The sequence below is a fragment of the Streptomyces sp. NPDC088923 genome, from assembly GCF_044749745.1.
In the GTDB taxonomy this organism is placed as follows: domain Bacteria; phylum Actinomycetota; class Actinomycetes; order Streptomycetales; family Streptomycetaceae; genus Streptomyces.
In genome coordinates, this window is the sequence record NZ_JBIVIO010000001.1 from 2,410,970 (window position 1) to 2,435,141 (window position 24,172).

Here is a 24,172-nt window from a genome sequence, read left to right on the forward strand (position 1 = left end):
CAGCCCTTTCCGGGGGCCGCCGAAGGCTGGGGGCAAGGGGGGAGCGGGGACCGGGGCGGGGCCCCGCGAGGTCATCCCGGCGCCCCCGGCGGCACGAAGGGCAACCCCGCCGGAGCCCCCCGCTCGATCAACCCCATCAGCGCACGCGTATCGGCGTGCTCCTCGATCAGGTCCGCCAGCGCGTCGAGCTGCTCCTCCCGCAGGGCCCCGAACTCCGTGTCCGGCGCCGGGACGAACCCCCGCCCCGCCTGCGCGGCGATCCTCCGCAGGAAGGCCCGCCGGAAGCCGTCGCTCTCCAGGGACCCGTGCCAGTGCGTCCCCCACACCGCACCCACCCGGCACCCGTCGAGGAACGGCTCGTCGCCGCCGGTCACCCGCGCGACGCCGTGGTGGATCTCGTACCCGTCGACGGCCTCCCCGAGCGCCGTGCCCGAGGGCCGGGCGAGCGTCTTCCCGCGCGCGAACCGCACCCGTACCGGGAGCAGCCCGAGCCCCGCCACGGTCCCCGCCCGCGACTCCACCTCGTCCTCGATCACCTCCCCGAGCAACTGGAACCCGCCGCAGATCCCCAGCACGGGCCGCCCCTCGGCCGCCCGCCGGGCGAGCGCGTCCGCGAGCCCCCGCTCGCGCAGCCACTCCAGCGCCCGCACTGTCCCCCGCGTCCCCGGCACCACCACGAGGTCCGCGTCCACGAGGTCCGCGGCCCGGTCCACGAACCGCACGACGACGCCCGGTTCGGCGGCGAGCGCGTCGACGTCGGTGAAGTTCGACATGAGCGGCACGGCGCACACCGCGACCCGCAGCACCTCATCCCCGTACGGTTCCGCGAGCCGCGACTCGCGCACCGCCCCGCGCAAGGAGACGGCCATGCCGTCCTCCTCGTCGATGCCGAGCCCCGGCCGGAACGGCAGCACCCCGAAGGTGTCCCGTCCCGTCAGGTCCCGCAGCATCCGCAGGCCCGGTTCGAGCAGCGAGACGTCGCCCCGGAACTTGTTGACGAGGTAGCCCGCGACGAGCGCCTGGTCCTCGGCCGAGAGCAGCGCCGTCGTCCCGAAGAACGACGCGAAGACACCGCCCCTGTCGATGTCCCCGACCACCACGACCGGCAGTCGGGCCGCCCGCGCGATCCCCATGTTGACGAGGTCGGTGCGGCGCAGGTTGATCTCCGCCGGGCTCCCCGCGCCCTCGCAGATCACGGCGTCGTACGTGCGCCGCAGCTCCGCGAGGCAGTCCACGACCGTCCCGAACAGCTCCGCCTGCTTCCCCCCGTGGTAGCCGCGCGCGCTCAGCTCACCGAGCGGCCTCCCGAGCAGCACGACCTGGCTGGAGCGCTCCCCGCCCGGCTTGAGCAGCACCGGGTTCATGAGCGCGCTCGGCTCCACGCGCGCGGCCCGCGCCTGCATCGCCTGCGCGCGGCCGATCTCGGCGCCGTCGCGCGTGACGAAGGAGTTGAGCGACATGTTCTGCCCCTTGAACGGCGCGACGCTCACCCCCCGCCGCACCAGCCACCGGCAGATCCCGGCCGTCACGACGCTCTTGCCCGCGTCCGACGTCGTCCCGGCGACGAGCAGCCCGCCCCCGGTCACCGCGCACCCCCCGAGCGCCGCGCGAGGACGAGCCGCGCCGCGACGCACACCCCGAGCGCCGCCCACGTCACACGCCGCGAGAGCCGCACGGCCCGCTCGACGTCGGTCACGGCGACCGCCCGCCCGCGCCGCGCGCCCAGCACGGGCCGGTGCTCGACCCGCCCTCCGTACGACAGCGTCCCGCCGAGCCGCACCCCGAGCGCGCCCGCGAAGGCCGCTTCGACGGGTCCCGCGTTGGGACTGGGGTGCTTGTGCGCGTCCTCGCGCACCGCGGCGAGCGCGGTACGGGGCCCGCCACCCACGAGCGCGGCGAGCCCGGCCGTGAGCCGGGCGCCGGGGAAGCCCATGACGTCGTCGAGCCGCGCGGCCGACCAGCCGAACCGCAGGTGGCGCGGCGACTTGTGGCCCACCATCGCGTCGAGCGTGTTGACGGCCCGGAAGGCGACGAGCCCGGGCACCCCGCCGAGCGCGCCCCACACGAGCGCCCCGACGACCGCGTCCGAGGTGTTCTCGGCGACGGACTCGACGACCGCGCGCGCGATCGCGTCCGCGTCCAGCCGGCGCGGATCGCGCCCGCACAAGTGCGGCAGGCGCTCGCGCGCGGCGGCGAGATCGCCCGCTTCGAGCGCGGCGGCGAGCGCGCGCCCCTCGCGCGCGAGCGAGGTACCGCCCACGACGGTCCAGGTCACGAGCGCGGTGAGCGCGGCGGACGCGGCGGGGGAGCGGCGCGCGGCGGCACGCGATACGACGGCGGCGAGCGCGGTGGCGCCGCCCGCGCACAGCAGGGTGTGCAGGGCGCCCGCGCCCCGGTGGTCGCGCCACAGCGCCTTCTCGGCGACGCCCGCGAGGCGCCCGTACCCCGCGACGGGGTGGCCGCGGCGCGGATCGCCGAAGAGGGAGTCGCCGAGCAGGCCGACGGTGGCGCCGACCGCGAAAACACGTCCGGCAGGCATGGCGTCAGTCCGCGCTCACGCCTCGCCGGGGGAGCGGACGGGCTGGCGGGTGCGCACTGCGGCGTATGCCGGGCATGGGGGTGTCCTACTCTCAGGGTCCGCGCCCTGGTACGACGTGATTCGGCGCCGGGAGTTCCTGACTTACGGGGATCACCCCCCGCTCACAGTGGCGGGACCGCGCCGGATTCGCACCGGTACTTCCTCCACAGCCGCCGAAATGGCCCCGGCAGTGCATCACGCCCCGAGACCGGGCGTCAACTCGCACTTGACGCAAGAGGGACGAATCGGCCGCCGGGGCCCCGCGCCCCCTCCTCCGTCCACGTCATGCGAAAGCCCCGCGCCGCCCCCTGCCTCGGGGGCCTCGCGGGGCCGGTGGGTCCGCTCAGGCCACGATCACGTAGATCCCGAACGCGACCGCCGCGAGGCACACCCCGAAACAGGCGTACGCGCCGAGCCGGGCGAGCAGCGCCTGGCCGCTCGTCCCCGTACCGCTGCCCGCGCCCGTACCCGCGTCCCCGCCCGCGCCGCCGTCCTCCGCCGTCGCGGCCGAGGCGCGCGAGAGGCCCGCGATGCCGAGGGCGAAGGCGCCGACGAGGCCCACCGTGACGAGCAGGCTCACGCCGAAGACGGAGCCGAGGGCCGCCCAGTCGATGTTCATGCCGGTTCCTTTCAGGCCGCGGTGCCGGAGCCCGCGGTGTGGCGCGGGGTCTCGGTCGCCTGCGGGGCGGGGAGTTCCGCCGTGAGCGGGGGGTGGAGGGCGTCCGGCGCCTCGGCCGCCGTCGGCTGGACCGGCACTGTGAGTGTCCCGGCGGGCGGCGGCGCGACCGCGGCGAGGGCCTGGGTGACGACTCCGGCGGGTTCGCCGTCGCCGGTCACGTCGTGGTGGCTCACCGGCCGGCGCCGCGACAGTACGTAGATCGTCCCGGCTCCCGCGAGGAGCAGTACGCCGGTGAGGGCGACCCCCCACGTGCCCTGCCGGGTCAGGAACTCGGCGCCCGCGCCCACGAGCGCGGCGGCCGGGAGCGTGAGCAGCCAGGCGATCGCCATCCGCCCCGCCGTCGACCAGCGCACCGTGCCGCCCTTGCGCCCGAGGCCCGCGCCCATCACCGAACCGGAGCACGCCTGGGTCGTGGAGAGCGAGAAGCCGAGGTGCGAGGAGGCGAGGATGACGGTCGCCGCGCCGGTCTGCGAGGCGAAGCCCTGCGGCGGCGCGAGCTCGGTGAGCCCGGTGCCCATCGTGCGGATGATGCGCCAGCCGCCGAGATACGTGCCGAGCGCGATCGCGCACCCGGCCGAGAGGATCACCCACACCGGCGGATTGGCCCCCGGCTTGAGCACGTCGCCGGTGACGAGGGCGAGCGTGATGATGCCCATCGTCTTCTGCGCGTCATTGGTCCCGTGCGCGAGCGAGACGAGCCCGGCGGAGGCGATCTGCCCCACCCGGTACCCCTTCGCCCCGGTCTTCTCGTCGACGTCGCGGGTCAGCCGGTACGTCAGCCGGGTCGCCGCGAAGGCGGCGAGGCCCGCGACGACGGGCGCCGCCACGGCCGGGATCACGATCTTGGTGACGATCGTGCCGCCGTTGACGCTGGAGAAGCCCGCCGACATGACAGCGGCCCCGATGAGCCCGCCGAAGAGGGCGTGGGAGGAACTGGAGGGCAGGCCGAGCAGCCAGGTGACGAGGTTCCACAGGATGGCGCCGACGAGCGCCGCGAAGATCACTTCCGTCCTGAGCCCGGACTCGTCGACGATTCCCCCCGAGATCGTCTTGGCGACCTCCACCGAGAGGAAGGCACCCACGAGGTTGAGCGCCGCGGACATCGCCACGGCCGTCTTGGGCTTGAGGGCGCCGGTGGAGATGGTGGTCGCCATCGCGTTGGCGGTGTCGTGGAAACCGTTCGTGAAATCGAACACGAGAGCGGTGACGATCACGATCCCGAGGAGAAGCGTGATGTGTTCCATTTACCCAGGCTTCTGTTGGACGTCAATGTCACGCCGAACGTAAGCAATCCGAGTGAACGGAAGATGAACTGGGGCGGGCGCTGTGGTGACCTGAACCGGAGTGACGCGGCGCGGGGGCCGCGCGCGGGACCCGGGGCGCCGCCGCGCGGATTCCGCTTGCGCCCCGTCCCCGCACCGCCGCCCCTCCCGTCCCCGCACCGCCGCCGCGCCCCGCGCCCCCTGCCCGCGCCGCTCGCCTCAGCCGTCCGTGAAGCGCTCCAGGTCCGCCGCGGAGCCGTTGAACACGTTCTGGTCACCGGGCAGCGGCCCCTTCACCGCGTACTGCCACAACGTCCAGTACGTCCACCCCGCCGGCAGCTCACCCGGGCTCTCTCCCCAGTTCGCGAGCCACAGCGGGTGCGTGTCGGCGAAGGCGGTGCTGCGTCCGGTGCAGGTGTTCCACCAGTGCGCGGTCGTGTAGATCATCGGTCGCCGCCCGGTCAGCCGCAGCGTCTCGTCGCTGAAGTCGCTGATCCAGGCGCGCATCTTCTGCTTGCTGATCCCGTAGCACTTGTGCTGGGCGTCGTACGGGTTCGTCTCCAGGTCGAGCGCCGGCGGCAGCGTCCGTCCGTCGGGCCGCCAGTCGCCGCCGTTGCGGACGAAGAAGGCGGCCTGCCGGGTGCCGGAGGAGCGGTCGGGCAGCGCGAAGTGGTACGCGCCGCGCAGCAGCCCCGCCTTGGCGGCACCGCCGTACTGCTTCTCGAAGACGGGACTGCGGTACGTCGTCGACTCGGTCGCCTTCACGTACGTGAACCGCGCGCCCTTCTTCCGCGCCGCGGCGAAGTCCACCGTCTCCTGGTGTGCGGAGACGTCGTGCCCGCGCGGCCCCTCGGGCCCGGCCGCGAGAGCCGGGGTCACGGAGAGTGTCACGGCGGCGAGGACCGCCGGGCCGAGCAGGGCGGAACGGGTGCGGCGTAGACGCCTCATGGGGCCCCCGAAGAGGAGAGGACGGACGGAAATCGCGCCGAGCGTAACGGCTGATCCATATGTAAAGCGGGAAATAAGCCCGCGATTCGCCGCGCTCATCCGTCCGCGCCCCCGCCGGAGCGGCTGCGAGGATACGGGCATGGAACGGACCCCTGGACCCGGCACCCGCGCCGCCTGGACGGAACTGCTCGCCGTGGCACGCCGCAGCGTCGCCGACGGACTCGTCACGGGCACCTCGGGGAATGTCTCGCTGCGGGTCGACGATCCGGCGCTCGGCACGCTGATCCTCGTGACACCGACGGGCGTCCCGTACGAGGAACTCGGCCCGGACGACGTGGTGGCCGTCGACATGGCGGGCCGGCAGGTACTCGGCGGCCTGCGCCCGACGAGCGAACTCCCCCTCCACCTCGCCGTCCACCGCGACCGCCCGGAGGCCAGGGCCGTGGTCCACACGCACGCGGTGCACGCGACGGCGGCCTCGCTCCTGGTCGACGAGATACCGCCGGTCCACTACGTCACGGCCCTGTTCGGCGGCCCCGTCCGCGTCGCCCCCTACGCCCTCTACGGCACCGAGGCCCTGGCCGACGCGGCCCGCACGGCCCTGACCGACCGCACCGCCTGCCTCCTCGCCCACCACGGCACCCTGACCCTCGCCCCCGACCTCCCCACGGCCTACGACCGCACCGCCCAGCTCGAATGGCTCTGCCACGTCTGGCTCACGGCCGCAGCACTCCCCGCCCGCACACCACGCGTCCTGACCCCCGAGGAACTGACGGAGGCGACCGCCGCACTGAGCACCTACGGACAGCCCCCGGCCTGACACCCCACAAGCCCGGCCTGGCCGGCGTCCGGCCCGCCACTTCCAGCCCCTCCGGCGTTTGAGGAGCGGGGTGCGGGGCGGAGCCCTGCGAGTCCCTCCCGGCGAGCACTGCCCTCCGCATCCGGGCCCGCAGCTTCCAGCCTCTCCGGCGTTTGAGGAGCGGGGCCCGGGGCGGAGCCCCGCGACCTCCCCCGCCCCGTCACCACTGCGCCGCACGAGCGCACTGACCGCCCAGCGCGGGAGGACCGGCCGAGAAGGGGAAGACGCCTGAAAGGCGCTCCACATCCCGCAGGTGCCCGGAGAGGAATCGTCCCGTGCCGAAACCGAGCCGTACCGCCCTGCCCCGCATCCCCGCCCCCCACCACTTCGGCCGACATCTCAGCCGCCGCCTCCCCACCCGTTTCCGCGTGCTCCTCGTCGCCCGCCGCCTCCCCGTCGTCGGCCCGGCCCTCACCGCCCGCCGTCTGGTCCGGCTCGCCCGCCTGGCCCGCCGCCACCGCCCGAGCCGCCGCCGCCCCGCCAAAGGCTGGCGCCCCCCTGCCCGGCCCCGCGGCACGGAGACCGGCGCCGCACGCGCCCCCCTGCCCGTACGCCCGGCTGCCTCGTCCGCGTCCCCCTCACCCACCCGTGCCCGTCCGGTGGCCGGGGCGCGGGGGCGGACGGAGACTGGCGGGGTGCGCACCGTGAAGATCACCGCCCAAGCGACCGCGGCGGCGCTGACCGCCCTCCTCGGCGCCGGTGCCGCGGCCGTCGCCGCCGGGCGCGTGGCGGGCGAGGCGGGCCTGCGGCCCCGCCCCGGCCGCCCGCTGCCCACCGAGCCGAAACTCACCGTGCACACGGCGACCGCCGACCGCGTCACGCTCACCCGCGCGCTCGCCTCGCTCCGCCCCGGCGTCTACGGCCTGGCGGGCGAGGACGGCAGGCACGCGACGGTGGGACGGGTGCTCGACACAGAGGCGCACCGGGCGGACACGGTGGTGCGCGAACTCCTCGACGGAGCGGGCGAGTTCAAGCCAGGTACGCACGCGCGGTTCACCCCGCAGGTGTACACGGGCACCCCGCGCACGGCGCTGGGTCTCGACTACGAGGACGTCGAGATCGCGGGCCTGCCGGGCGCGCTGCCCGCGTGGTTCGTCCCGGCGGCGCGCGCGACGTGGGTGATCGCCGCGCACGGACTGGGCACGACACGGGAACACGCCCTCGTGCTCATGGACTTCCTGCACCGGCAGCAGCTCCCCGTGCTCGACCTCGCCTACCGCGGCGACCCGGGCGCCCCGGCGGCCGAGGGCGCGCTCTCGCGGTTCGGCGCGGACGAGTGGCAGGACCTCGAAGCGGCGGTGCGGTGGGCGGTACGGCACGGGGCGCGGCGCATCGTACTGCTCGGCTGGTCCACGGGGGCCTCGATGGCGCTGCGCGTGGCGGCGCGCTCGGAGCACCGCGACCGCATCGCGGGCCTGGTCCTCGACTCACCGGTCCTGAGCTGGCAGTACGCACTCGAAGGGCTCGCGAGGGCCCGCCGCACCCCCGGTTTCGTCCTGCCGCTCGCGGTACGGGCGGCGGAGGGCCGCGCGGGCCTGCCGAAGGAACGGGTCGACAGGGCGGCCGACCCCCACGCCCTGCGCGTACCGGTTCTCCTCGCCCAGAGCGAGGACGACGCCCTCGCCCCCTACCCCCTGGCCCGCGCCTTCGCCCGCTCCCGCCCCGACCTGATCGTCACCCACACGGTCAAGAACGCCCCCCACAGCGCGGTCTGGAACCGCGACCCCACCACCTACGAGGAATCCCTCCGCCGCTTCCTGACCCCCTTGATGTAACCCCCCACAAAACCGTCCCCTCCGGCGTTCAAGGAGCGGCGCCCACAAGCCCAGCCCCTCCGGCGTTCGAGGAGCGGGGCCACAAATCCAGCCCCTCCGGCGTTCGAGGAGCGGCGCCCACAAGCCCAGCCCCTCCGGCGTTCGAGGAGCGGCGCCCACAAGCCCAGCCCCTCGGGCGTTCAAGGAGCGGCGCCCACAAGCCCAGCCCCTCCGGCGTTTGAGGAGCGGGGCCACAAATCCAGCCCCTCCGGCGTTCGAGGAGCGGGGCCACAAATCCAGCCCCTCCGGCGTTTGAGGAGCGGCGCCCACAAGCCCAGCCCCTCCGGCGTTCGAGGAGCGGCGCCCACAAGCCCAGCCCCTCCGGCGTTCGAGGAGCGGGGCCACAAATCCAGCCCCTCCGGCGTTTGAGGAGCGGGGCCCGGGGCGGAGCCCCGTGAACGGGGCGCGGGGCAGAGCCCCGCGAGCCGCCCCCGCAGGACGGCACCCCCGCCCCCGCACACAGGGGCCTACGGCCCCATTCGTACCGGTCTCGCTCATTCCGTTTGGGCTTTCGGCCCGTCACCGGGGAGACTGCCTTGCGTGACGTCCCGTATCCCGCGCGACTCCAGGCTCCGACTCGTCGGCCGCGCCCCGCTCGCGGCTCCCGTCCGTACGGTCGCGGAAGGGCGGCCACGCCGTCCCGCTCCCCGCCCGCCGGAGGGCACCCCGCCACCCGCCGAACTGGCCCGCGCGGCCCGCACCGTCCTCGCCGGCGCCGCCGCGCTCGCCCGCTGGAGTGCCGACGCCCTCCGCCCCGCCGCCACCGGCCCGCTGCGCGGTACCCCACCCCCGGCCCCCCGCGGGCACGAGGGCACGCTCAGCCCCGCCCAGTCCGCCGCGGCCGCCGCCGCGCTCGGCCTCGGGCCCGCCGAGGTGCGCGCCCACTGGGACGCCGCCCGGCTCGCCGGGCTCGTCGAGACCCACGGCGGCCACGCCCGCCCCGGCTGGCGGCTGCGCGCCTGGGACCGCGACGACATGGCGGTCCTGCGCGGCTGGGTCGCGCTCTTCGACGCCTGGTCGCTCTTCCACCCGGCCCAGGCCGAGTCCGCCACCCCCATCGACCCCACCGCCGTCGCCGAGGTCGTCGAGGCGATGCCGCAGCTCCTCTCGGTGCTTCAGCTCTCGGCCGGCACGGCCCCCCGCGAAGAGCTGCTCGACCTCCTCGAACAGCGGATCACCGAACTGCGTGACGCGCGTTGCGAACTGCCCGCGCCCGGCCTCACCGCGCCCTCCCCGGCCCCGCTCCCCGAGCTGTTCGACTGGGCACTCGACCGGCTCGCGGGCGTCGGCGCCCTCACGCTGCCGAAAGGGGCGGGCGGCGAGATCGCGCTCACCCCGCTCGGCAGCTGGGCGGTATGGGTCAAGCTCGAACAGATCTGCGTCGCCGCGCAGTCCCCGGCGGGGAACATCGAGCAGTCCGCCGAGGACATGCTGCGCGGCTGCGTACGGCTGCGCCCGGGCGAGGCCCGCGCCGAGTACCGCGCCTGGATCGCCGCCCGCACCGTGGGCACCGCCGTGCAGGAACTCCTCGACGCCGCGCGGGGCGACGACGCGCTGCTGCGCCAGCTCGCCTTCGAGGCCTTGCGCGCGGTCGGCGCCCCCGCCGAGCCCGGCGTGCGCGAGGTCAGCGCGGACCTGCCGCTGCGCCCCTACGCGCTGCTCTGGCTCGCCGAGCAGGAGGGCGGCGACGCCGAGGACGCGCACGCGCTCCTCACCCGCGAGGAATCGACCTGGCTGTGGATCGACACGGCGGCGGCCCTCAACGACCACGGCGACACCGAACTCCTGGTGCGCCACATCGAGGCCGCGCACCAGCCCACGATCCCGGCCCTGCTCGAAGAGGTCCGCTCCGCCGCCCACCCCCTCACGGTCCAGGTCCTCCTGGCCCTGGCCGCCGCCCACCCCGACCCCGCCCTGGCCAAAGCGGTCCGCAGAGCCGCCTTCCAGGTCCACACGGGGGGCTGACCGCGAGCCCCGGGCCGAAAGGCCGAAATCCCAGCCCCTCCTGGGGGTACCCCCGGCCGAAGGCTGGGGGAGCTTGAGGAGCGGGGCCCGGGGCGGAGCCCCGCGAGTCCAACCCGCAGAAAGGGCACCCTCGTCTCCCGGTTAGACTGAAGCCATGGCCCCCCTCCTTGCGCACTAGCGCGACGGCATTCCGCCCCGCCCCGCCCCCCGCCGTCCCACACGCCCAGGAGTACGTCCATGATCACCGCCACCGGCATCGAGCTGCGCGCCGGCGCCCGCATCCTCATCGAGAACGCCAGCTTCCGCGTCGCCAAGGGCGACCGCATCGGGCTCGTCGGCCGCAACGGGGCGGGCAAGACCACCCTCACCAAGTGCCTCGCGGGCGAGGGGCAGCCCGCCGGCGGCACCATCACGAGCTCGGGCGAGGTCGGCTACCTCCCGCAGGACCCCCGTACCGGCGACCTCGACGTCCTCGCCCGCGACCGCATCCTCTCCGCGCGCGGCCTCGACGTGACCCTGCGCAAGATGCGCGAGAACGAGGAGCGCATGGCGAACGGCAAGGGCGCCACGCGCGAGAAGGCGATGAAGCGCTACGAGCGCCTGGAGACCGAGTTCCTCACCAAGGGCGGCTACGCGGCCGAGGCCGAGGCCGCCACGATCGCCGCCGCGCTGAGCCTGCCCGACCGCGTGCTCGGGCAGCCGCTGCACACCCTCTCCGGTGGTCAGCGCCGCCGCATCGAGCTCGCCCGCATCCTCTTCTCCGACGCGGACGTCCTCCTCCTCGACGAGCCGACCAACCACCTCGACGCCGACTCGATCGTCTGGCTGCGCGACTACCTGCGGACCTACCGCGGCGGTTTCATCGTGATCTCCCACGACGTCGAACTGGTTGAGACGGTCGTCAACAAGGTCTTCTACCTCGACGCGAACCGCTCCCAGATCGACATCTACAACATGGGCTGGAAGCTCTACCAGCAGCAGCGGGAGGCCGACGAGAAGCGCCGCAAGCGCGAGCGGCAGAACGCCGAGAAGAAGGCGTCCGCGCTCAACGCGCAGGCCGACAAGATGCGCGCCAAGGCGACCAAGACCGTCGCCGCGCAGAACATGGCCCGCCGCGCCGAACGTCTCCTCGCGGGTCTTGAGGACGTACGCCAGTCCGACAAGGTCGCCAAGCTCCGCTTCCCCGACCCCTCGCCCTGCGGCAAGACCCCGCTCACCGCCGAGGGCCTCTCGAAGTCGTACGGGTCGCTCGAGATCTTCACCGACGTGGACCTCGCGATCGACAAGGGTTCGCGCGTCGTCATCCTGGGCCTCAACGGCGCGGGCAAGACGACGCTCCTGCGCCTCCTCGCGGGCGTCGAGACGCCCGACACCGGCGAGGTCGTCGAGGGCCACGGCCTCAAGCTCGGCTACTACGCCCAGGAGCACGAGACGCTCGACCCCGAGCGCACGGTCCTGGAGAACATGCGCTCCTCGGCGCCCGACCTCGACCTCGTCGAGGTGCGCAAGGTGCTCGGCTCCTTCCTCTTCTCGGGCGACGACGTCGACAAGCCCGCCGCGGTCCTCTCCGGCGGCGAGAAGACCCGCCTCGCGCTCGCGACGCTCGTCGTCTCGGCCGCCAACGTCCTCCTCCTCGACGAGCCGACGAACAACCTCGACCCGGCCAGCCGCGAGGAGATCCTCGGCGCCCTGCGCACCTACAAGGGCGCCGTCGTCCTCGTCACCCACGACGAGGGCGCCGTCGAGGCGCTCTCGCCGGAGCGGATCATCATGCTCCCCGACGGCATCGAGGACCTGTGGGGCGCGGGCTACCGCGACCTCGTCGCCCTCGCCTGAGCCGCTCCGGGCCCGCTCACCCGCGCGATTCCGCCCCGGGGAGCGCACGAGATCACCCCGGCACGGCCGAATGATCGATGACTACTCGATCATTCGGCCGTGCCGGAACTCCGTCATCTGGGTGAGAACACCTCGTATCCGGGAGTGTCGCCGAGTGATATTCCCGGCCCCCCGAAGTTCCGCGACATATTCCGCCCCCACCACTCCCACCAGCGGTTTCTCCGGGTAATTCGCCATGTGCGCACCACCGCGCACGTACGGAATCCCGAATTCCACCCCTGCGGACCGCAGTGCTTTACCCAACGCTTCTCCTGTGGACCTTGCCGAATGGGTGGCCAGGATTGCCGACAGGGGTGATCATGAGAGTCCAGAGCGCACTTCCCACGAGGAGGCACGGGTGGCCGAGACTCTGAAGAAGGGCAGCCGGGTGACCGGCGCCGCGCGCGACACGCTCGCGGCAGACCTGAAGAAGAAGTACGACGGCGGGGCGAGTATCCGGGCACTGGCCGAGGAAACGGGCCGGAGTTACGGATTCGTGCACCGCATGCTCAAGGAATCGGGAGCGACGCTGCGCGGACGCGGCGGAGCGACCCGGGGCAAGAAGACGAGCGGCACGAGCTGAGCAGTCGCCGCACGTCCCGACTCCTCGCGGCACCTCGCGAGGAGTGGGCTCCACGCGGTGACCACCCGGGTGTCCGGACCCCCGGCCGGGTGGTTACTGTGCAGTCACTTACGACGGCACAGGCACCCGGAGGCCCGCGATGACCACACCCGCCCAGGACACCTCGAGCCCCGCACCGGGCGACCTCCTCTTCGAGGAGGACGGCGTCCGCCTCGCGGTACGGGACGAGATCGCCGCCGTCACGCTGACCAATCCGGCCAAGCGGAACGCCCAGACTCCCGCGCTGTGGCGGGCGCTCGCGCGTGCCGGAAGGGAACTCCCCGGCAGCGTGCGCCTCGTGGTGCTGCGCGGCGAGGGCCAGTCCTTCTCCGCGGGGCTCGACCGGCGCGCCTTCACCCCCGAGGGCTTCCCGGGCGACATCTCCTTCTTCACCCTCGCCAAGGCCCCCGAGGCCGAACTCGACGAGACGATCGCCTCCTACCAGGAGGCGTTCACCTGGTGGCGGCGTCCCGACCTCGTCTCAGTCGCCGTCGTCCAGGGCCACGCCATCGGCGCGGGCTTCCAGCTCGCGCTCGCCTGCGACCTGCGCGTCTGCGCCGAGGACGCGCGCTTCGCGATGCGCGAGACCAGTCTCGGCCTCGTGCCCGACCTCACGGGCACGAGCCCCCTCGTCGGCCTCGTCGGCTACGGGCGCGCGCTGGAGATCTGCGCGACGGGACGGTACGTCGAGGCGGCCGAGGCGGCCCGTATCGGCCTCGCCAACCTCGTCGTGCCCGCCGAGGGCCTCGACGCCGCCGTCACCGAGTTCACGACCGCGCTCCTCGCGGCGCCGCGGAACGCGGTCAACGAGACCAAGGCGCTCCTCCAGGGCGCGATCCTCCGTCCCTTCGAGGAGCAGCGCGCCGCCGAGCGCCAGGCCCAGGGCCGCCGCCTGCGCGAGCTGATGGGCGGCGAGTAGCGACGCGGGCCCGGACGGGCCGTACGGGACGAGCCGACGCTCACCCCCCGTACGGCCCTTGACTCCGTATGGCCCTCACCCGTTGCGGACCCTCACCGCCACCCGGTGACGAGTACCGCCACCTCCGTGCCCGCCCCGAGCACCCCCGCCGCCGCCTCGCGGACCCCGGCGACGGTCTCGGGCAGGGGGCGCGCTCCCGAGGCGGTCAGCTCCACCCGCACCGCCCGCGCCCCGCTCGCCGCCGTCCCGAGCCGCACCGCGCGCCCGCCGGGGCCGAAGCGCCGCGCGAGCCCGGCGACACCGGGCACGGCGAGCACCGCGCGCCCGACCGCGGCCTCTTCCCCGTCCCCGCCAGGCTCCTCTTCGTCGGCGTCCCGGCCGGAGGGCTCCTCCTCGCGGGGCGAGGGCTCCGGCTCCTCGTCGAGCAGCTCGGCGACCCGCAGGTCCACGGCCGCGACATCGAGTCCGAGACCCTCGCGGGCCGTCTCGGCGAGCACCGCGCGCAGCGCGTCCGTCACCTCGGTGAGCGTCCCCCTGGCGTGCACCCCGCACGTCGCCGTGAGCACCACCGGCCCGGGCGGGCGCGCCGTCCCGGGTGCGGGGAATCCCGCGTCCGCGGCCGTGCTCCCCTCCTCGGCCGCCGTGAAGGCGACCTTCCCGAGCCCGGCCCCCGACACGCCCTCACCCGTCCGGCGCAACGCCGCCGCGGCGGCCGATTCCGTCAGCCAGGCCCCGCCGGCCGCCCCGGCGAGCGGCAACAGCCTGCCGAGCGCCAGCTGATCACGTACTGTCCGGTCCCATCGCCGTTCCGTCATGGGCCCAGCGTGCCGTACCGGGCGCCGCGCCAAGGCGCGAAGCGGCGCGTGGCCCCTTACTGTGCTCGAAGGAGTGCCCTTTCAGTGCCCTTTCGAGGAAGGCTGGAGCCCCATGAGCGAGAACACGCAGAACCAGAGCAGTGGCGAGGCCGCGGTGCGCGGCAAGACCACGATCGACGACGGTGTCGTCGAGAAGATCGCCGGGCTCGCGGCCCGCGACGTCTACGGTGTGCACGCGATGGGCAGCGGCGCGGCCCGTACCTTCGGCGCGATGCGCGACCGGGTCCCCGGCGCGAGCAACTCGAAGTCCGTGACGCGCGGCGTCAAGGCCGAGGTCGGCGAGAAGCAGGCCGCGATCGACCTGGAGATCGTCGTCGAGTACGGCGAGCGGATCGCCGAGGTGGCGCGCAACGTCCGCGAGAACGTCGTCACGGCGGTCGAGCGGATGACGGGCCTGGAGGTCGTCGAGGTCAACATCCTCGTCAGCGACGTCAAGCTGCCCGACGAAAGCGACGACGAGGACGACAACGCCGGCTCGCGCGTCCAGTGACGCGGGGCCGGGTGGAACGGGAGAGGACACCATGAGCTGGGCCGTGCTCGGTCTGATCGTCGGCATGGCGCTGGGCTTCGCCGGTTACTTCGGCGGCTTCGGCGCGTTCTTGCTGGTCGCGGCGCTGGGCGCCGTCGGCTTCGTCGTGGGCCGGTTCCTGGACGGGGACCTGGAGCCCGGGGAGTTCTTCCGGCCGCGCGATCGCGGCGACCGGCGGTGAGGGGGAGTGCAGGGTCAGGACGCCGTCGAGCCCGCTGAGCGCGGCTCCACCCGTATCGCCGACCGCGTCGTCGCCAAGATCGCCGCGCAGGCGGCCCGCGAGGCGATCGCTCCCGCGCCTCCGGGCGCCCGCGCCCCGCGCACGGCCGTCTCCGTGCACCGCGAGACCGCGCGCGTCCGGGTCAGTGTCGAACTCGCCTACCCGGGCGACCTCGGCACCCAGTGCGGCGCGGTGCGCCACCGCGTCGCCGAACGCGTCGGCGACCTCGCGGGGATGCGGGTCCCCGAGGTCGCCGTGCAGGTCGAACGGCTGCATCTCACCCCGCGGTCGTCCCCCGCGTCCGTACCACCGGCCGGGTCCCCGCCCCACGTTCAGGCACCATCCCCGGAGGCAGCCCCGTGAGCACCGCGGACAGCCCGCGCCCGCCGGTCCTGGAGAAGACGGGCGCCCACGTGGCGGCGCCCCGGCCGCTGCCCGACCCGGACGCGCCCCCCGTGGCGCGCGGCGGGCGCTTCTGGTCGGCACGCCGCGTACCGGCCGTGCTCCTCGCGCTCGTCCTCACCGGCGCCTCGGGCCTCTTCCTCTACGACGTCGTCGCGGTGCGCGCCGGGCACTCGGCGATGAGCTGGCGCAAGGAACTCGCCCGCGGACTCGCGGACCACCACCTGAACGACACCTGGGTCCTCGTCGGCGCGGGCATCGCCGCCGCGCTCGGCCTGTGGCTCCTCCTCCTCGCCCTGACCCCCGGGCGCCGCCGGCTCCTGCCGATGCGCAGGCCCTACGAGGGCGTGCGCGGCGGACTGGACCGGAAGGCCGCCGCGATGGTCGTACGGGACCGGGCCACGCAGGTCTCGGGCATCCGCTCGGCACACGTCACCGTGCGGCGCCACAAGGTCAAGGTGCGCGCCCTCGCGCACTTCCGCGATCTCGACGAGGTACGGGCCGAACTCTCCCAGACCCTCGGCTCCACCCTCACGGAACTCGGCCTCGCCCGCACCCCGCGCCTCGTCGTGCGGGTACGGCGCCCGGGGAAGGACTGAGCGGCATGCTGCGCACCCTCAACCGCGTCCTGCTCGCCCTCGCCGGGCTGGTCCTCATCGCGCTGGGCGGCTCCGTCCTCGCCGTGGGCTACGGCGTGAACCCGCCGCACTGGTGGGTGCACCAGAGCGAGCACGACGTCCTGCTCACGGCGGGGGAGCGGACCCGCTGGCGCGAGGAGGGCTGGTGGTGGCCCGTCGTCATCGCCGCGCTCGCCGTGCTCCTGCTGCTCGCCCTGTGGTGGCTCGCCGCCGGGCTGCGCCGCAGGCACCTGTCCGCCCTCCCGCTCGACACCGGCGGCGGCGACAGCGCGAACCTGCGCGGCTCGGCGCTCGAAACGGCCCTCGCCGCCCACTCCGAACGCCTCGACGGCGTGGAACGCGCCCGCGTCCGCCTCCGCGGCCGCCCCGGCTCCCCGGTCGCCCACCTCCACCTGACCCTCGCCCCCGACGCGGCCCCGCTGCTCGTCCAGCACCACGCGGTGACGCGGACGCTGAAGGCGGCGAAGGAGGCGACGGGCCAGGAGAACATGCGGGCGGAGGTCCGGATGAACGGCGTACCGCACGGGGCGGAACGGGTGCGGTAGCCGGGCGGCGCGGGGGCGCCCGGGTCAGAAGCCGTGCCGCGCCCCGCCGTCCACCGGGACCATCACGCCCGTCAGGTAGGACGCGGCGGGGGAGAGCAGGAAGGCCGCCGTGCGGCCGAACTCCTCGGGTGTCCCGAGCCGCCCCAGCGGAATCCCGCTCACGTCCGCCTCGCCCCCGTACAGCTCCTGCAAGCGGTCCGTGGCGATCTTGCCGGGCAGGACGCCGAAGACGCGGATGCCCCGGGGCCCGAGTTCGCTCGCGAGGGACTTCGCGACGCCGGCCAGCGCGGGGCGCAGCCCGTTGGAGAGGGCGAGCCCCGCGATCGGCTCGTGCACCGAGGACGAGAGCACGAAACCGATCGCGCCGCCCTCGCCCAGCTCGGCCGCCGCCGTGCGCGCGAGCCGCACCGCGCCGAGGAACACCGACTCGAACGCGGTACGCCACCGCTCGTCGTCCACCTCGCCGAGCGAACCGGCCGGCGGTCCGCCCACGCTCACGAGCACCCCGTCGAAACGCCCGAAGCGCTCCCGCGCCCTCGCGACGAGCCGCCCGGCCAGCCCGGGGTCCGCGTTGTCCCCGCCGACCCCCACCGCGTGCGCGCCCAGCCTCGCCGCCGCCGCGTCCGCGCTCTCCTGCTCCCTGCCCGTCACGACGACCTTCGCGCCCTCGGCGACGAGCGCCTCGGCACTCGCGTACCCGAGTCCACGCGTCGCCCCTGTGACGGCGAACACCCGGTCCTTCAGCCCAAGATCCATGCGGCCATTCTTCCCCGGCCCCCGTCCTCGCGCCGCCCGGGGTTCAGCCCGCCGTGCCGGGCCCCGCGCTCCCGCCGCGCCCCGCGAGCCCGAGCGCCGTGCCGACGAGACCGATGTGGCTGAACGCCTGCGGGAAGTTGCCGAGGTGCCGGCCCGTGCGCGGGTCGTACTCCTCCGCGAGCAGCCCCACGTCGTTCGTGTACGAGAGCAGCTGCTCGAAGAGCGCCTTCGCCTCCCGCGTGCGGCCCGCGAGGTGCAGCGCGTCGGCGAGCCAGAAGGAGCACACGAGGAAGGCGCCCTCCTCGCCCGGCAGCCCGTCCACCTCGCCCCGGCCCGGGCTGTACCGCAGCAACAGGCCGTCCTCCGCGCCGAGTTCGCTGCTCACCGCTTCGATCGTGCCGAGCACGCGCGGGTCGTCGGGCGGCAGGAACCCGGCGCGCGGGATGAGGAGGAGGGCCGCGTCGAGCCCCTGCGAGCCGTACGACTGCGTGAAGGTGTTCCGCACCGGGTCGTAGCCCTTCTCGCACACCTCCGCGTGGATCGCGTCCCGCATCCGCCGCCAGCGCGCGACGTCCCCGCCGAGCTTCGGCTCCGCCTCCATCGCCCGTACGGTGCGGTCGGCGGCCACCCACGCCATGACCTTGGAGTGCACGAACTGGCGGCGCGGCCCCCGTACCTCCCACAGGCCCTCGTCCGGCTCCTGCCACGTCTTCTCCAGGTACTCCATGAGCTTGAGCTGGAGCTGCCAGGCGTGGTGCTTGGCGGGCAGGCCCGCGCGGTCGGCGAGGTAGAGCGAGTCGATGACCTCGCCGTAGACGTCGAGCTGGAGCTGGTGCGCGGCGTCGTTGCCGACGCGTACGGGGGCCGCGCCCTCGTAGCCGCCGAGCCAGGGCACCTCGAACTCGGGGATGCGCCGCTCGCCCCCGAGCCCGTACATGATCTGGAGCGTCGAGGGATCGCCCGCGACGGCGCGCAGCAGCCAGTCGCGCCAGGCGCGCGCCTCGTCGAGGTACCCGGCGGCGATCATCGCGCCGAGGGTGAGCGTCGAGTCGCGCAGCCAGCAGTAGCGGTAGTCCCAGTTGCGCACGCCGCCCGGGGTCTCGGGCAGCGAGGTCGTGGGCGCGGCGACGATCCCGCCCGTGGGGGCGTAGGTCAGGGCCTTCAGCGTGATGAGGGAGCGGACCACGACCTCGCGGTACGGGCCGTCGTACGCGCACTGCGCGACCCAGGCGCGCCAGTCCGCGAGGCTCTGCTCCAGCGCCTCGTACGGGTCGATGAGCCGCGGGTGCTTCTTGTGCGAGGGGTACCAGGTGAGGACGAAGGCGACCTTCTCGCCCGCCTTGAGCGAGAACTCGGCGTGCGTGCTGAACTTCTCGCCCCAGCTCGGCACTTCGGGCTCGCTGCGCAGCCACACCGCGTCGGGCCCGGCGACGGCGACCCGGTGCCCGTCCACTTTGCGCATCCACGGCACGATCGAGCCGTAGTCGAAGCGGAGCCGCAGCGTCGAGTGCATCGTGACCTCGCCGTCCAGGCACTCCACGATCCGTACGACGTCGGGTGCCTTGTCGCGCTGCGGCATGAAGTCGGTGACGCGGACGGTGCCCTCGGGCGTCTCCCACACCGAGTCGAGGATGAGCGAGTCGGTCCGGTAGGCGCGGTGGGTGCAGTCGCCCTCGCCCTTCGGGGCGAGGAGCCAGTGCCCGTTCTCGTGCGTGCCGACGAGCGCGGCGAAACAGGCCGCCGAGTCGAAGCGGGGCAGGCACAACCAGTCGATCGAGCCGTTGCGCCCGACGAGCGCGGCGGTCTGGTGGTCGCCGATCAGGGCGTAGTTCTCGATGGGCTGGGTGTTCTCGATGCGTTCGGCCACGGGAAGCGGCTTCCCCGCCGCCCCCGCGTCCAACCGAACGCACGCCCAAAAGGCCGCACGTCACACCGGACGCCACGACGCGGGCCCCGGCGGCGCCGGAATCCGAACGCCCCAGACCCCGGCGGTGCGGGAACCCGAGGCGCTCAGACCCCGGCGGTGCGGGAAGCCGAGGCGCTCAGACCCCGGCGGGCTCCGGTTCCGCCGCTTCCGGCCGCTCGGCCTCGCGTGCCGCCGCCTCGAGGTCGCGCCGCTCGCGCCGTACGAGAATCCACCAGCCGAGCGGGACGGCCGCCGAGAACATCCACCACTGCACCGCGTACGCCATGTGCGGGCCGATACCGCTGTGGTCGGGCTCGGCGAGCAGCTCCGGCGTGTGTCCCGCGGGCTTCGGCGCGATCTGCTCGATGTAGCCGCCGAGGACCTGCCGGTGCAGACGGGCGCTCTCCTCCGCGCTGTCGATCAGCATGATCTGGCGCGGGGGCAGGTCCTTGAGGTTCTTGATCCCGCTCGCCGCGCTCGTCTCGTCGGCCTTGAGCCGCCCGGTGACGGTGACCTCGCCGGAGGGCGGCGCGGGGATCTTGGGGAACTCGGTCTGCGCGCCGTTCGCCGGAATCCAGCCCCGGTTGACGAGCAGCACCTTGCCGTCGCGCAGCACGAGCGGGGTGAGGACGTGGAAGCCGATCGAGCCGTCGTCGTTGGTACGGCGGCGGACGACGACCTCGTGCGCGGCGTCGAAACGGCCCGTGCCCGTGACGCGGCGCCACACCTCGGGCGTCGGCACCGTGTGCCCGGGGGAGGTCAGCTCCTCGGCGGGCACGGGCGGGGCCTCGACCGCCGCCGTGATCCGTTCGTTCTGCGCGACCTTGTGCTCGTGACGGTGGAGCTGCCAGAAGCCCAGCTCGATCATCACGGGGATGAGGACGAGGCCGATCAGGGTGATGATCAGCCACTGCCACGACAACAGGAAGCGGTACACCCCATGAAGGTACAACTCGCCCGACCTGTCCCCGGCGGGAGGGGTGGTGTGTCCGGGCCCGCGTGCGCGGGGCCCGGCCTCAGCTCTCGACGCGCGCCGCCGGTGCCACGTCCCGCAGCAGCTGCCCGAAGGCCGCCTCGTCGACCACCGGGGTGCCGTACTGCCGGGCGCGGACCGTCTTCGACGTGCCCGAGTCGGGGTCGTTGGTGACGAGCAGGCTCGTGAGCCGCGAGATGCTGCCCGCGACGTGCAGCCCCGCCTCCGTCGCCCGGTCCTCCAGGAGTTCGCGCTCCGTCGAGGTGTCGCCCGAGAAGGCGACCCGCATTCCCTGCACGAGCGGCTGCCCGTCCTGCCAGCGGCCCGGGTTCGGGTACGGGCACGGGGGACGCTTGCGCGAGGGACGCCAGCTCCCCGCCGCAGGGCGGGAGCCGTACCCGCCCCCGTACTGGCGGCCGATCGCCGGACGGGCCGGGCCGTCGGACCACTCGGTGAGCGGCAGGCACTCCAGGAGCGGCAGCCGTACGCCCCCGAGCGCGGCGGCCCGCAGGCTCGGCCGGAACGCCTCGGCGAGGACCCGGGCGTCGTCGAGCGCGTGGTGCGCGCGACGCTGCTCGACGCCGAAGTGCGCGGCGAGCGTCTCCAGCTTGTGGTTCGGCAGCGGCAGCGCCAGCTCCTTGGCGAGCGCGATCGTGCACAGTCTGCGCCGCACCGGGGCCGTGATCCCCGCGCGCGCGTACTCGCGGGCGAGCATCGACCAGTCGAAGACCGCGTTGTGCGCGACGAGGACCCGGCCGTCGAGCCGCCGGGACAACTCCTCGGCGATCTCCGGGAAGAGCGGCGCGCCCTCCAGCACCTCGCTCGTCAGTCCGTGTATCCACACCGGGCCCGGGTCGCGCTCCGGGTTCACCAGCGTGTACCAGTGGTCCTCGACCTCGCCGCGCGCGTCCACGCGGTACACGGCGGCGGAGACGATCCGGTCGTCGCGGGCCAGACCGGTCGTCTCCACGTCGACCACCGCGTACCCCTCGGGGTAGGCGGACGGCCAGGAGGTGTCGGTCGTACGGTCTTCGAGCATGGTCACTGAGGATACGGGGCCGGTCCGACAGCGCCCGCGCCCCGGCCCCGCGCCCGTACCGAATCAGGCGCGATGTCCGGATTGCGTGCCGCGCCGCGCCGGACGCCCGTTCGCCGCACGACCGTACGGGAACTGGCGTGCGGTCAGCGGAAGCGCGGCGCCGGGGCAGGGGCGGCCGTCGGTGACCGCCACCGGGACACGGGCGGGCTTCGAAAAGCCCGCCGCGCGCCCCGCGAGGTGTGAAGATCGCGCAATGACTCAGGGAGAGCGGGAAGGGCGCCACGAGGAGAGCCACGGCGGGGCGCTCGGCACCAGGCTCAACTGGCTGCGCGCCGGAGTGCTCGGTGCCAACGACGGCGTCGTCTCCACCGCCGGGCTCGTCGTCGGCGTCGCGGGCGCGAGCGCGGACCGGGGCACGCTCCTGACCGCCGGGCTCGCCGGGCTGCTCGCCGGGTCGATGTCGATGGCGGCGGGCGAGTACGTCTCGGTGAACACGCAGCGCGACGCCGAGAAGGCCGCGCTCGCCGTCGAGCGGCGCGAACTGCGCGAGGACCCCGAGGCCGAACTCGACGAACTGACCCGCCTGCTCGCCGAGCGCGGCCTGAGCCACGACGTCGCACGCGAGGCCGCCGAACAACTCACCGCGCGCGACGCGCTGCGCGCCCACGCCGACGTCGAACTCGGCATCGATCCCGACGCGCTCACCAACCCCTGGCACGCCGCCTGGGCCAGCTTCCTCGCCTTCACGGCCGGGGCGCTGCTCCCGCTCCTCGCCATCGTGCTGCCGCCCGCGAGCGCGCGCCTCGCCGTCACCGTCTGCTCGGTCCTCGCGGCGCTCGTCCTCACCGGCTGGGCCAGTGCCCGCCTCGGCGGCGCCCCGGCCGGCCGCGCGGTCGTGCGCAACGTGGCGGGCGGCGCGGCGGCGATGGCGATCACGTACGCGGTGGGGGTGCTGCTCGGGGCGGCGGGGGCGTAGTGCGCCGGGCCGGCCGGGCGTGCTCGTGCCGCCCGCTCCGACTCCCGTACCGCCCGCGCGACTTACCGCAAGTAATACTCGTCGGTAACGACCCCTGTTCAAGCACCGCGGGGCGGCCTTACCTTGCCCGTATGCCGAACCTGCCCGATGTCGTGCTGTGGTCCGTCCCGGCGTTCGTCCTGCTCACCGTCGTCGAGATCGTCACCGTGCGCCTCCACCCCGACGAGGACGACGCCGGGTACGAGGTGAAGGACGCGGCGACGAGCGTCACGATGGGGCTCGGGAGCCTCGTCACCGACTTCGTCTGGAAGATCCCGATCGTCGCCGTCTACTCCGCGCTCTACGCGCTGACCCCGCTGCGGATACCCGTGCTGTGGTGGACGGTCCTCCTCATGCTCCTCGCGCAGGACTTCTTCTACTACTGGTCGCACCGGGGCCACCACGTCATCCGCCTGCTGTGGGCCTGCCACGTCGTGCACCACTCCAGCCGCGCCTTCAACCTGACCACCGCGCTGCGCCAGCCGTGGACGAGCCTCACCTCGTGGCCCTTCTACCTGCCGCTCATCGCGCTCGGCGTGCACCCGGCCGCGCTCGCCTTCTGCTCCTCGGCGAACCTCGTCTACCAGTTCTGGATCCACACCGAGCGCGTCCACAAGCTGCCCGCCCCCATCGAGTACGTCTTCAACACGCCCTCGCACCACCGCGTCCACCACGCCTCGCAGGGCAGCTACCTCGACCGCAACTTCGGCGGCATCCTCATCGTCTGGGACCGCCTCTTCGGCTCCTTCACCCCCGAAACGGAACGTCCTGTCTACGGCCTCACGAAGAACATCGCGACGTACAACCCGCTGCGCGTCGCGACCCACGAGTACGCGGCGCTCGCCCGCGACCTGCGCGCGGCCCGCACGTGGCGCGACCGGCTGCGGCACCTGGTGAACGGGCCGGGGTGGCGGCCGGAGACGGCGGCGGAGGGAGCGGGTACGGGTACGGGCGTGAGTACGGGCTCGAGTGCGTCCGCCGCCGTGGTCACCGGCCCGAGCGGTCCCCCCGCCGGGAGCCCGGCCCCCACCGAGGCCACCGGGTGACCCGCGTCCCGCTGCCCCTGCGCCTGTTCGCCCTCGCCGCCTGCGCCGACCTGCTCGCCCTCCTCCTCGACACCCACCTGCACGCCTGGCCCGCGCACGCCGCCTGCAAGGCCCTGCTCCTGCCCCTCCTCGCCTGGTACGCGCTGCGCGCGGGCGCCCCCCGCTCGCTGCTCGCCGCACTCGCCGCCGGGTGGCTCGGCGACCTCCTCCTGCTCTCCCCCTCCGACCCCGCCTTCCTCGCCGGGATGGCCGCCTTCGCCGCCGGACACGTCTGCTACCTCGTCACCTTCCTGCGCCACGGCGCCACTCCGCGCGCCCAGGCCGCCCGGCTCGGCGGCGGTGTCCTCGTCCTCGCCGCCGTGCTCCTCGTGCTGTGGCCGGGGCTCCCGGCGGGACTGCGGCTGCCGATGGCCGCGTACAGCGTGCTGCTCACGGCGACCGCGCTCGCGGCGCAGCGGTGCGGGGCGCGCGCGGCGGCGGGCGGCGCGCTCTTCCTCGTATCGGACCTGCTCATCGCGCTCGGGGCGGCGGACCTGCCCCGGCCCGCGCCCGCGGACTTCTGGGTCATGCTCACGTACGCCCTCGCGCAGTACCTGCTCGTCACGGGCCTCCTGCGCCGGGAGCCGCTCACCACCGGAGCGGCGGTGGCAGCGCGGTGAGCGGCGCCGAACTCCCCCTCCTGGCCGGCGCGGCGATCCCCGCGACGA

24 protein-coding genes and 1 riboswitch are annotated in these 24,172 nt (G+C 74.4%); of the genes, 14 read left to right on the plus strand and 10 right to left on the minus strand.

All coding sequences use genetic code 11. The annotated features are described in order from the left end of the window. Positions 1-71: 71 nt before the first annotated feature. From ACIP4O_RS10875 to ACIP4O_RS10895, 5 genes are all read right to left on the minus strand, one after another. Positions 72-1,586 carry a cobyric acid synthase gene (locus ACIP4O_RS10875; RefSeq protein ID WP_401573657.1) on the minus strand — a complete coding sequence of 505 codons (1,515 nt, stop codon included), beginning with the start codon at positions 1,584-1,586 and terminating at the stop codon, positions 72-74. Further along, on the minus strand, positions 1,583-2,539 hold the full coding sequence (locus ACIP4O_RS10880) for a cobalamin biosynthesis protein (protein ID WP_401573659.1): 957 nt from the start codon (positions 2,537-2,539) through the stop codon (positions 1,583-1,585). The genes ACIP4O_RS10875 and ACIP4O_RS10880 overlap by 4 nt, the downstream gene beginning before the upstream one ends. A 110-nt stretch (positions 2,540-2,649) precedes the next feature. Beyond that, positions 2,650-2,782, minus strand: a riboswitch (cobalamin riboswitch). Between the two features lie 139 nt (positions 2,783-2,921). Next, entirely contained in the window at positions 2,922-3,197 is a 276-nt protein-coding gene (locus ACIP4O_RS10885) for a hypothetical protein (protein ID WP_401573661.1), read from the minus strand. Positions 3,198-3,208: 11 nt separating this feature from the next. Next, positions 3,209-4,501 carry an anion permease gene (locus tag ACIP4O_RS10890; protein ID WP_401573663.1) on the minus strand — a complete coding sequence of 431 codons (1,293 nt, stop codon included), beginning with the start codon at positions 4,499-4,501 and terminating at the stop codon, positions 3,209-3,211. A 237-nt stretch (positions 4,502-4,738) separates the two neighbouring features. After that, on the minus strand, positions 4,739-5,467 hold the full coding sequence (locus ACIP4O_RS10895; RefSeq protein WP_401573665.1) for a lysozyme: 729 nt from the start codon (positions 5,465-5,467) through the stop codon (positions 4,739-4,741). Between the two features lie 139 nt (positions 5,468-5,606). On the opposite strand from ACIP4O_RS10895, the gene ACIP4O_RS10900 reads away from it, so the two are divergent. From ACIP4O_RS10900 to ACIP4O_RS10925, 6 genes are all read left to right on the plus strand, one after another. Continuing rightward, a complete protein-coding gene (locus tag ACIP4O_RS10900; RefSeq protein WP_401573667.1) occupies positions 5,607-6,287 on the plus strand; it encodes a class II aldolase/adducin family protein in 681 nt (226 codons plus the stop codon). A gap of 674 nt (positions 6,288-6,961) precedes the next feature. Then, positions 6,962-8,101 (plus strand): alpha/beta hydrolase, encoded by a 1,140-nt coding sequence (locus ACIP4O_RS10905; RefSeq protein WP_401573951.1) that lies wholly within the window; start codon positions 6,962-6,964, stop codon positions 8,099-8,101. A 579-nt stretch (positions 8,102-8,680) separates the two neighbouring features. Then, positions 8,681-10,105, plus strand: a complete 1,425-nt coding sequence (locus ACIP4O_RS10910; protein ID WP_401573669.1) for a hypothetical protein — start codon at positions 8,681-8,683, stop codon at positions 10,103-10,105. Between the two features lie 237 nt (positions 10,106-10,342). Next, on the plus strand, positions 10,343-11,941 hold the full coding sequence (locus tag ACIP4O_RS10915) for an ABC-F family ATP-binding cassette domain-containing protein (RefSeq protein WP_361325823.1): 1,599 nt from the start codon (positions 10,343-10,345) through the stop codon (positions 11,939-11,941). A 397-nt stretch (positions 11,942-12,338) separates the two neighbouring features. Beyond that, positions 12,339-12,563 (plus strand): helix-turn-helix domain-containing protein, encoded by a 225-nt coding sequence (locus ACIP4O_RS10920; protein ID WP_401573671.1) that lies wholly within the window; start codon positions 12,339-12,341, stop codon positions 12,561-12,563. Between the two features lie 139 nt (positions 12,564-12,702). Beyond that, the gene (locus tag ACIP4O_RS10925; protein WP_401573673.1) at positions 12,703-13,521 is read left to right on the plus strand and encodes an enoyl-CoA hydratase/isomerase family protein; all 819 of its coding nucleotides are present in this window, start codon (positions 12,703-12,705) and stop codon (positions 13,519-13,521) included. A 92-nt stretch (positions 13,522-13,613) separates the two neighbouring features. Here the strand turns inward: ACIP4O_RS10925 and ACIP4O_RS10930 are convergent, their stop codons facing one another. After that, entirely contained in the window at positions 13,614-14,336 is a 723-nt protein-coding gene (locus tag ACIP4O_RS10930) for a hypothetical protein (RefSeq protein ID WP_401573675.1), read from the minus strand. Positions 14,337-14,448: 112 nt separating this feature from the next. Between ACIP4O_RS10930 and ACIP4O_RS10935 the strand changes: the two genes are divergently transcribed. Genes ACIP4O_RS10935 through amaP form a run of 5 tightly spaced genes read left to right on the plus strand, consistent with a single transcriptional unit; the run spans position 14,449 to position 16,730 of the window. Beyond that, positions 14,449-14,886, plus strand: coding sequence for an Asp23/Gls24 family envelope stress response protein (locus ACIP4O_RS10935; protein ID WP_361325832.1), 438 nt, complete (start codon positions 14,449-14,451; stop codon positions 14,884-14,886). A 31-nt stretch (positions 14,887-14,917) separates the two neighbouring features. Beyond that, positions 14,918-15,106 (plus strand): hypothetical protein, encoded by a 189-nt coding sequence (locus ACIP4O_RS10940; RefSeq protein ID WP_007828675.1) that lies wholly within the window; start codon positions 14,918-14,920, stop codon positions 15,104-15,106. A 6-nt stretch (positions 15,107-15,112) separates the two neighbouring features. Beyond that, the gene (locus ACIP4O_RS10945) at positions 15,113-15,508 is read left to right on the plus strand and encodes a hypothetical protein (protein WP_361325836.1); all 396 of its coding nucleotides are present in this window, start codon (positions 15,113-15,115) and stop codon (positions 15,506-15,508) included. Then, on the plus strand, positions 15,505-16,146 hold the full coding sequence (locus tag ACIP4O_RS10950; protein ID WP_401573677.1) for a DUF6286 domain-containing protein: 642 nt from the start codon (positions 15,505-15,507) through the stop codon (positions 16,144-16,146). The genes ACIP4O_RS10945 and ACIP4O_RS10950 overlap by 4 nt, the downstream gene beginning before the upstream one ends. Before the next feature lie 5 nt (positions 16,147-16,151). Next, entirely contained in the window at positions 16,152-16,730 is a 579-nt protein-coding gene (gene amaP / locus ACIP4O_RS10955) for an alkaline shock response membrane anchor protein AmaP (protein ID WP_401573679.1), read from the plus strand. A 24-nt stretch (positions 16,731-16,754) separates the two neighbouring features. Here the strand turns inward: amaP and ACIP4O_RS10960 are convergent, their stop codons facing one another. From ACIP4O_RS10960 to ACIP4O_RS10975, 4 genes are all read right to left on the minus strand, one after another. Continuing rightward, positions 16,755-17,486 (minus strand): SDR family oxidoreductase, encoded by a 732-nt coding sequence (locus ACIP4O_RS10960; RefSeq protein WP_401573681.1) that lies wholly within the window; start codon positions 17,484-17,486, stop codon positions 16,755-16,757. Positions 17,487-17,529: 43 nt separating this feature from the next. Then, positions 17,530-19,353 carry a glycoside hydrolase family 15 protein gene (locus tag ACIP4O_RS10965; RefSeq protein WP_401573683.1) on the minus strand — a complete coding sequence of 608 codons (1,824 nt, stop codon included), beginning with the start codon at positions 19,351-19,353 and terminating at the stop codon, positions 17,530-17,532. A gap of 175 nt (positions 19,354-19,528) precedes the next feature. Next, positions 19,529-20,329, minus strand: coding sequence for an SURF1 family protein (locus tag ACIP4O_RS10970; protein ID WP_401573685.1), 801 nt, complete (start codon positions 20,327-20,329; stop codon positions 19,529-19,531). A gap of 79 nt (positions 20,330-20,408) precedes the next feature. Further along, a complete protein-coding gene (locus ACIP4O_RS10975; RefSeq protein WP_361325854.1) occupies positions 20,409-21,404 on the minus strand; it encodes a DEDDh family exonuclease in 996 nt (331 codons plus the stop codon). A 253-nt stretch (positions 21,405-21,657) separates the two neighbouring features. Here ACIP4O_RS10975 and ACIP4O_RS10980 point away from each other — a divergent pair, with 253 nt between their 5' ends. From ACIP4O_RS10980 to ACIP4O_RS10990, 3 genes are all read left to right on the plus strand, one after another. Then, positions 21,658-22,380 carry a VIT family protein gene (locus ACIP4O_RS10980; protein ID WP_401573687.1) on the plus strand — a complete coding sequence of 241 codons (723 nt, stop codon included), beginning with the start codon at positions 21,658-21,660 and terminating at the stop codon, positions 22,378-22,380. Between the two features lie 131 nt (positions 22,381-22,511). Then, positions 22,512-23,465: a sterol desaturase family protein gene (locus ACIP4O_RS10985; RefSeq protein WP_401573689.1), complete on the plus strand. Its 954-nt coding sequence runs from the start codon at positions 22,512-22,514 to the stop codon at positions 23,463-23,465. Then, entirely contained in the window at positions 23,462-24,124 is a 663-nt protein-coding gene (locus tag ACIP4O_RS10990) for a lysoplasmalogenase family protein (RefSeq protein WP_401573691.1), read from the plus strand. The genes ACIP4O_RS10985 and ACIP4O_RS10990 overlap by 4 nt, the downstream gene beginning before the upstream one ends. The last annotated feature ends 48 nt before the right edge of the window (positions 24,125-24,172 follow it).

Excerpts from the sequence above, each read along its gene's own strand:
- ACIP4O_RS10895 (WP_401573665.1), bottom strand. The coding sequence starts at position 5,467 with ATGAGGCGTCTACGCCGCACCCGTTCCGCCCTGCTCGGCCCGGCGGTC.
- ACIP4O_RS10915 (WP_361325823.1), top strand. The coding sequence starts at position 10,343 with ATGATCACCGCCACCGGCATCGAGCTGCGCGCCGGCGCCCGCATCCTC.
- ACIP4O_RS10925 (WP_401573673.1), top strand. The coding sequence starts at position 12,703 with ATGACCACACCCGCCCAGGACACCTCGAGCCCCGCACCGGGCGACCTC.
- ACIP4O_RS10985 (WP_401573689.1), top strand. The coding sequence starts at position 22,512 with ATGCCGAACCTGCCCGATGTCGTGCTGTGGTCCGTCCCGGCGTTCGTC.
- ACIP4O_RS10960 (WP_401573681.1), bottom strand. The coding sequence starts at position 17,486 with ATGGATCTTGGGCTGAAGGACCGGGTGTTCGCCGTCACAGGGGCGACG.
- ACIP4O_RS10890 (WP_401573663.1), bottom strand. The coding sequence starts at position 4,501 with ATGGAACACATCACGCTTCTCCTCGGGATCGTGATCGTCACCGCTCTC.
- amaP (WP_401573679.1), top strand. The coding sequence starts at position 16,152 with ATGCTGCGCACCCTCAACCGCGTCCTGCTCGCCCTCGCCGGGCTGGTC.
- ACIP4O_RS10980 (WP_401573687.1), top strand. The coding sequence starts at position 21,658 with ATGACTCAGGGAGAGCGGGAAGGGCGCCACGAGGAGAGCCACGGCGGG.
- ACIP4O_RS10940 (WP_007828675.1), top strand. The coding sequence starts at position 14,918 with ATGAGCTGGGCCGTGCTCGGTCTGATCGTCGGCATGGCGCTGGGCTTC.
- ACIP4O_RS10880 (WP_401573659.1), bottom strand. The coding sequence starts at position 2,539 with ATGCCTGCCGGACGTGTTTTCGCGGTCGGCGCCACCGTCGGCCTGCTC.
- ACIP4O_RS10935 (WP_361325832.1), top strand. The coding sequence starts at position 14,449 with ATGAGCGAGAACACGCAGAACCAGAGCAGTGGCGAGGCCGCGGTGCGC.
- ACIP4O_RS10885 (WP_401573661.1), bottom strand. The coding sequence starts at position 3,197 with ATGAACATCGACTGGGCGGCCCTCGGCTCCGTCTTCGGCGTGAGCCTG.
- ACIP4O_RS10900 (WP_401573667.1), top strand. The coding sequence starts at position 5,607 with ATGGAACGGACCCCTGGACCCGGCACCCGCGCCGCCTGGACGGAACTG.
- ACIP4O_RS10930 (WP_401573675.1), bottom strand. The coding sequence starts at position 14,336 with ATGACGGAACGGCGATGGGACCGGACAGTACGTGATCAGCTGGCGCTC.
- ACIP4O_RS10975 (WP_361325854.1), bottom strand. The coding sequence starts at position 21,404 with ATGCTCGAAGACCGTACGACCGACACCTCCTGGCCGTCCGCCTACCCC.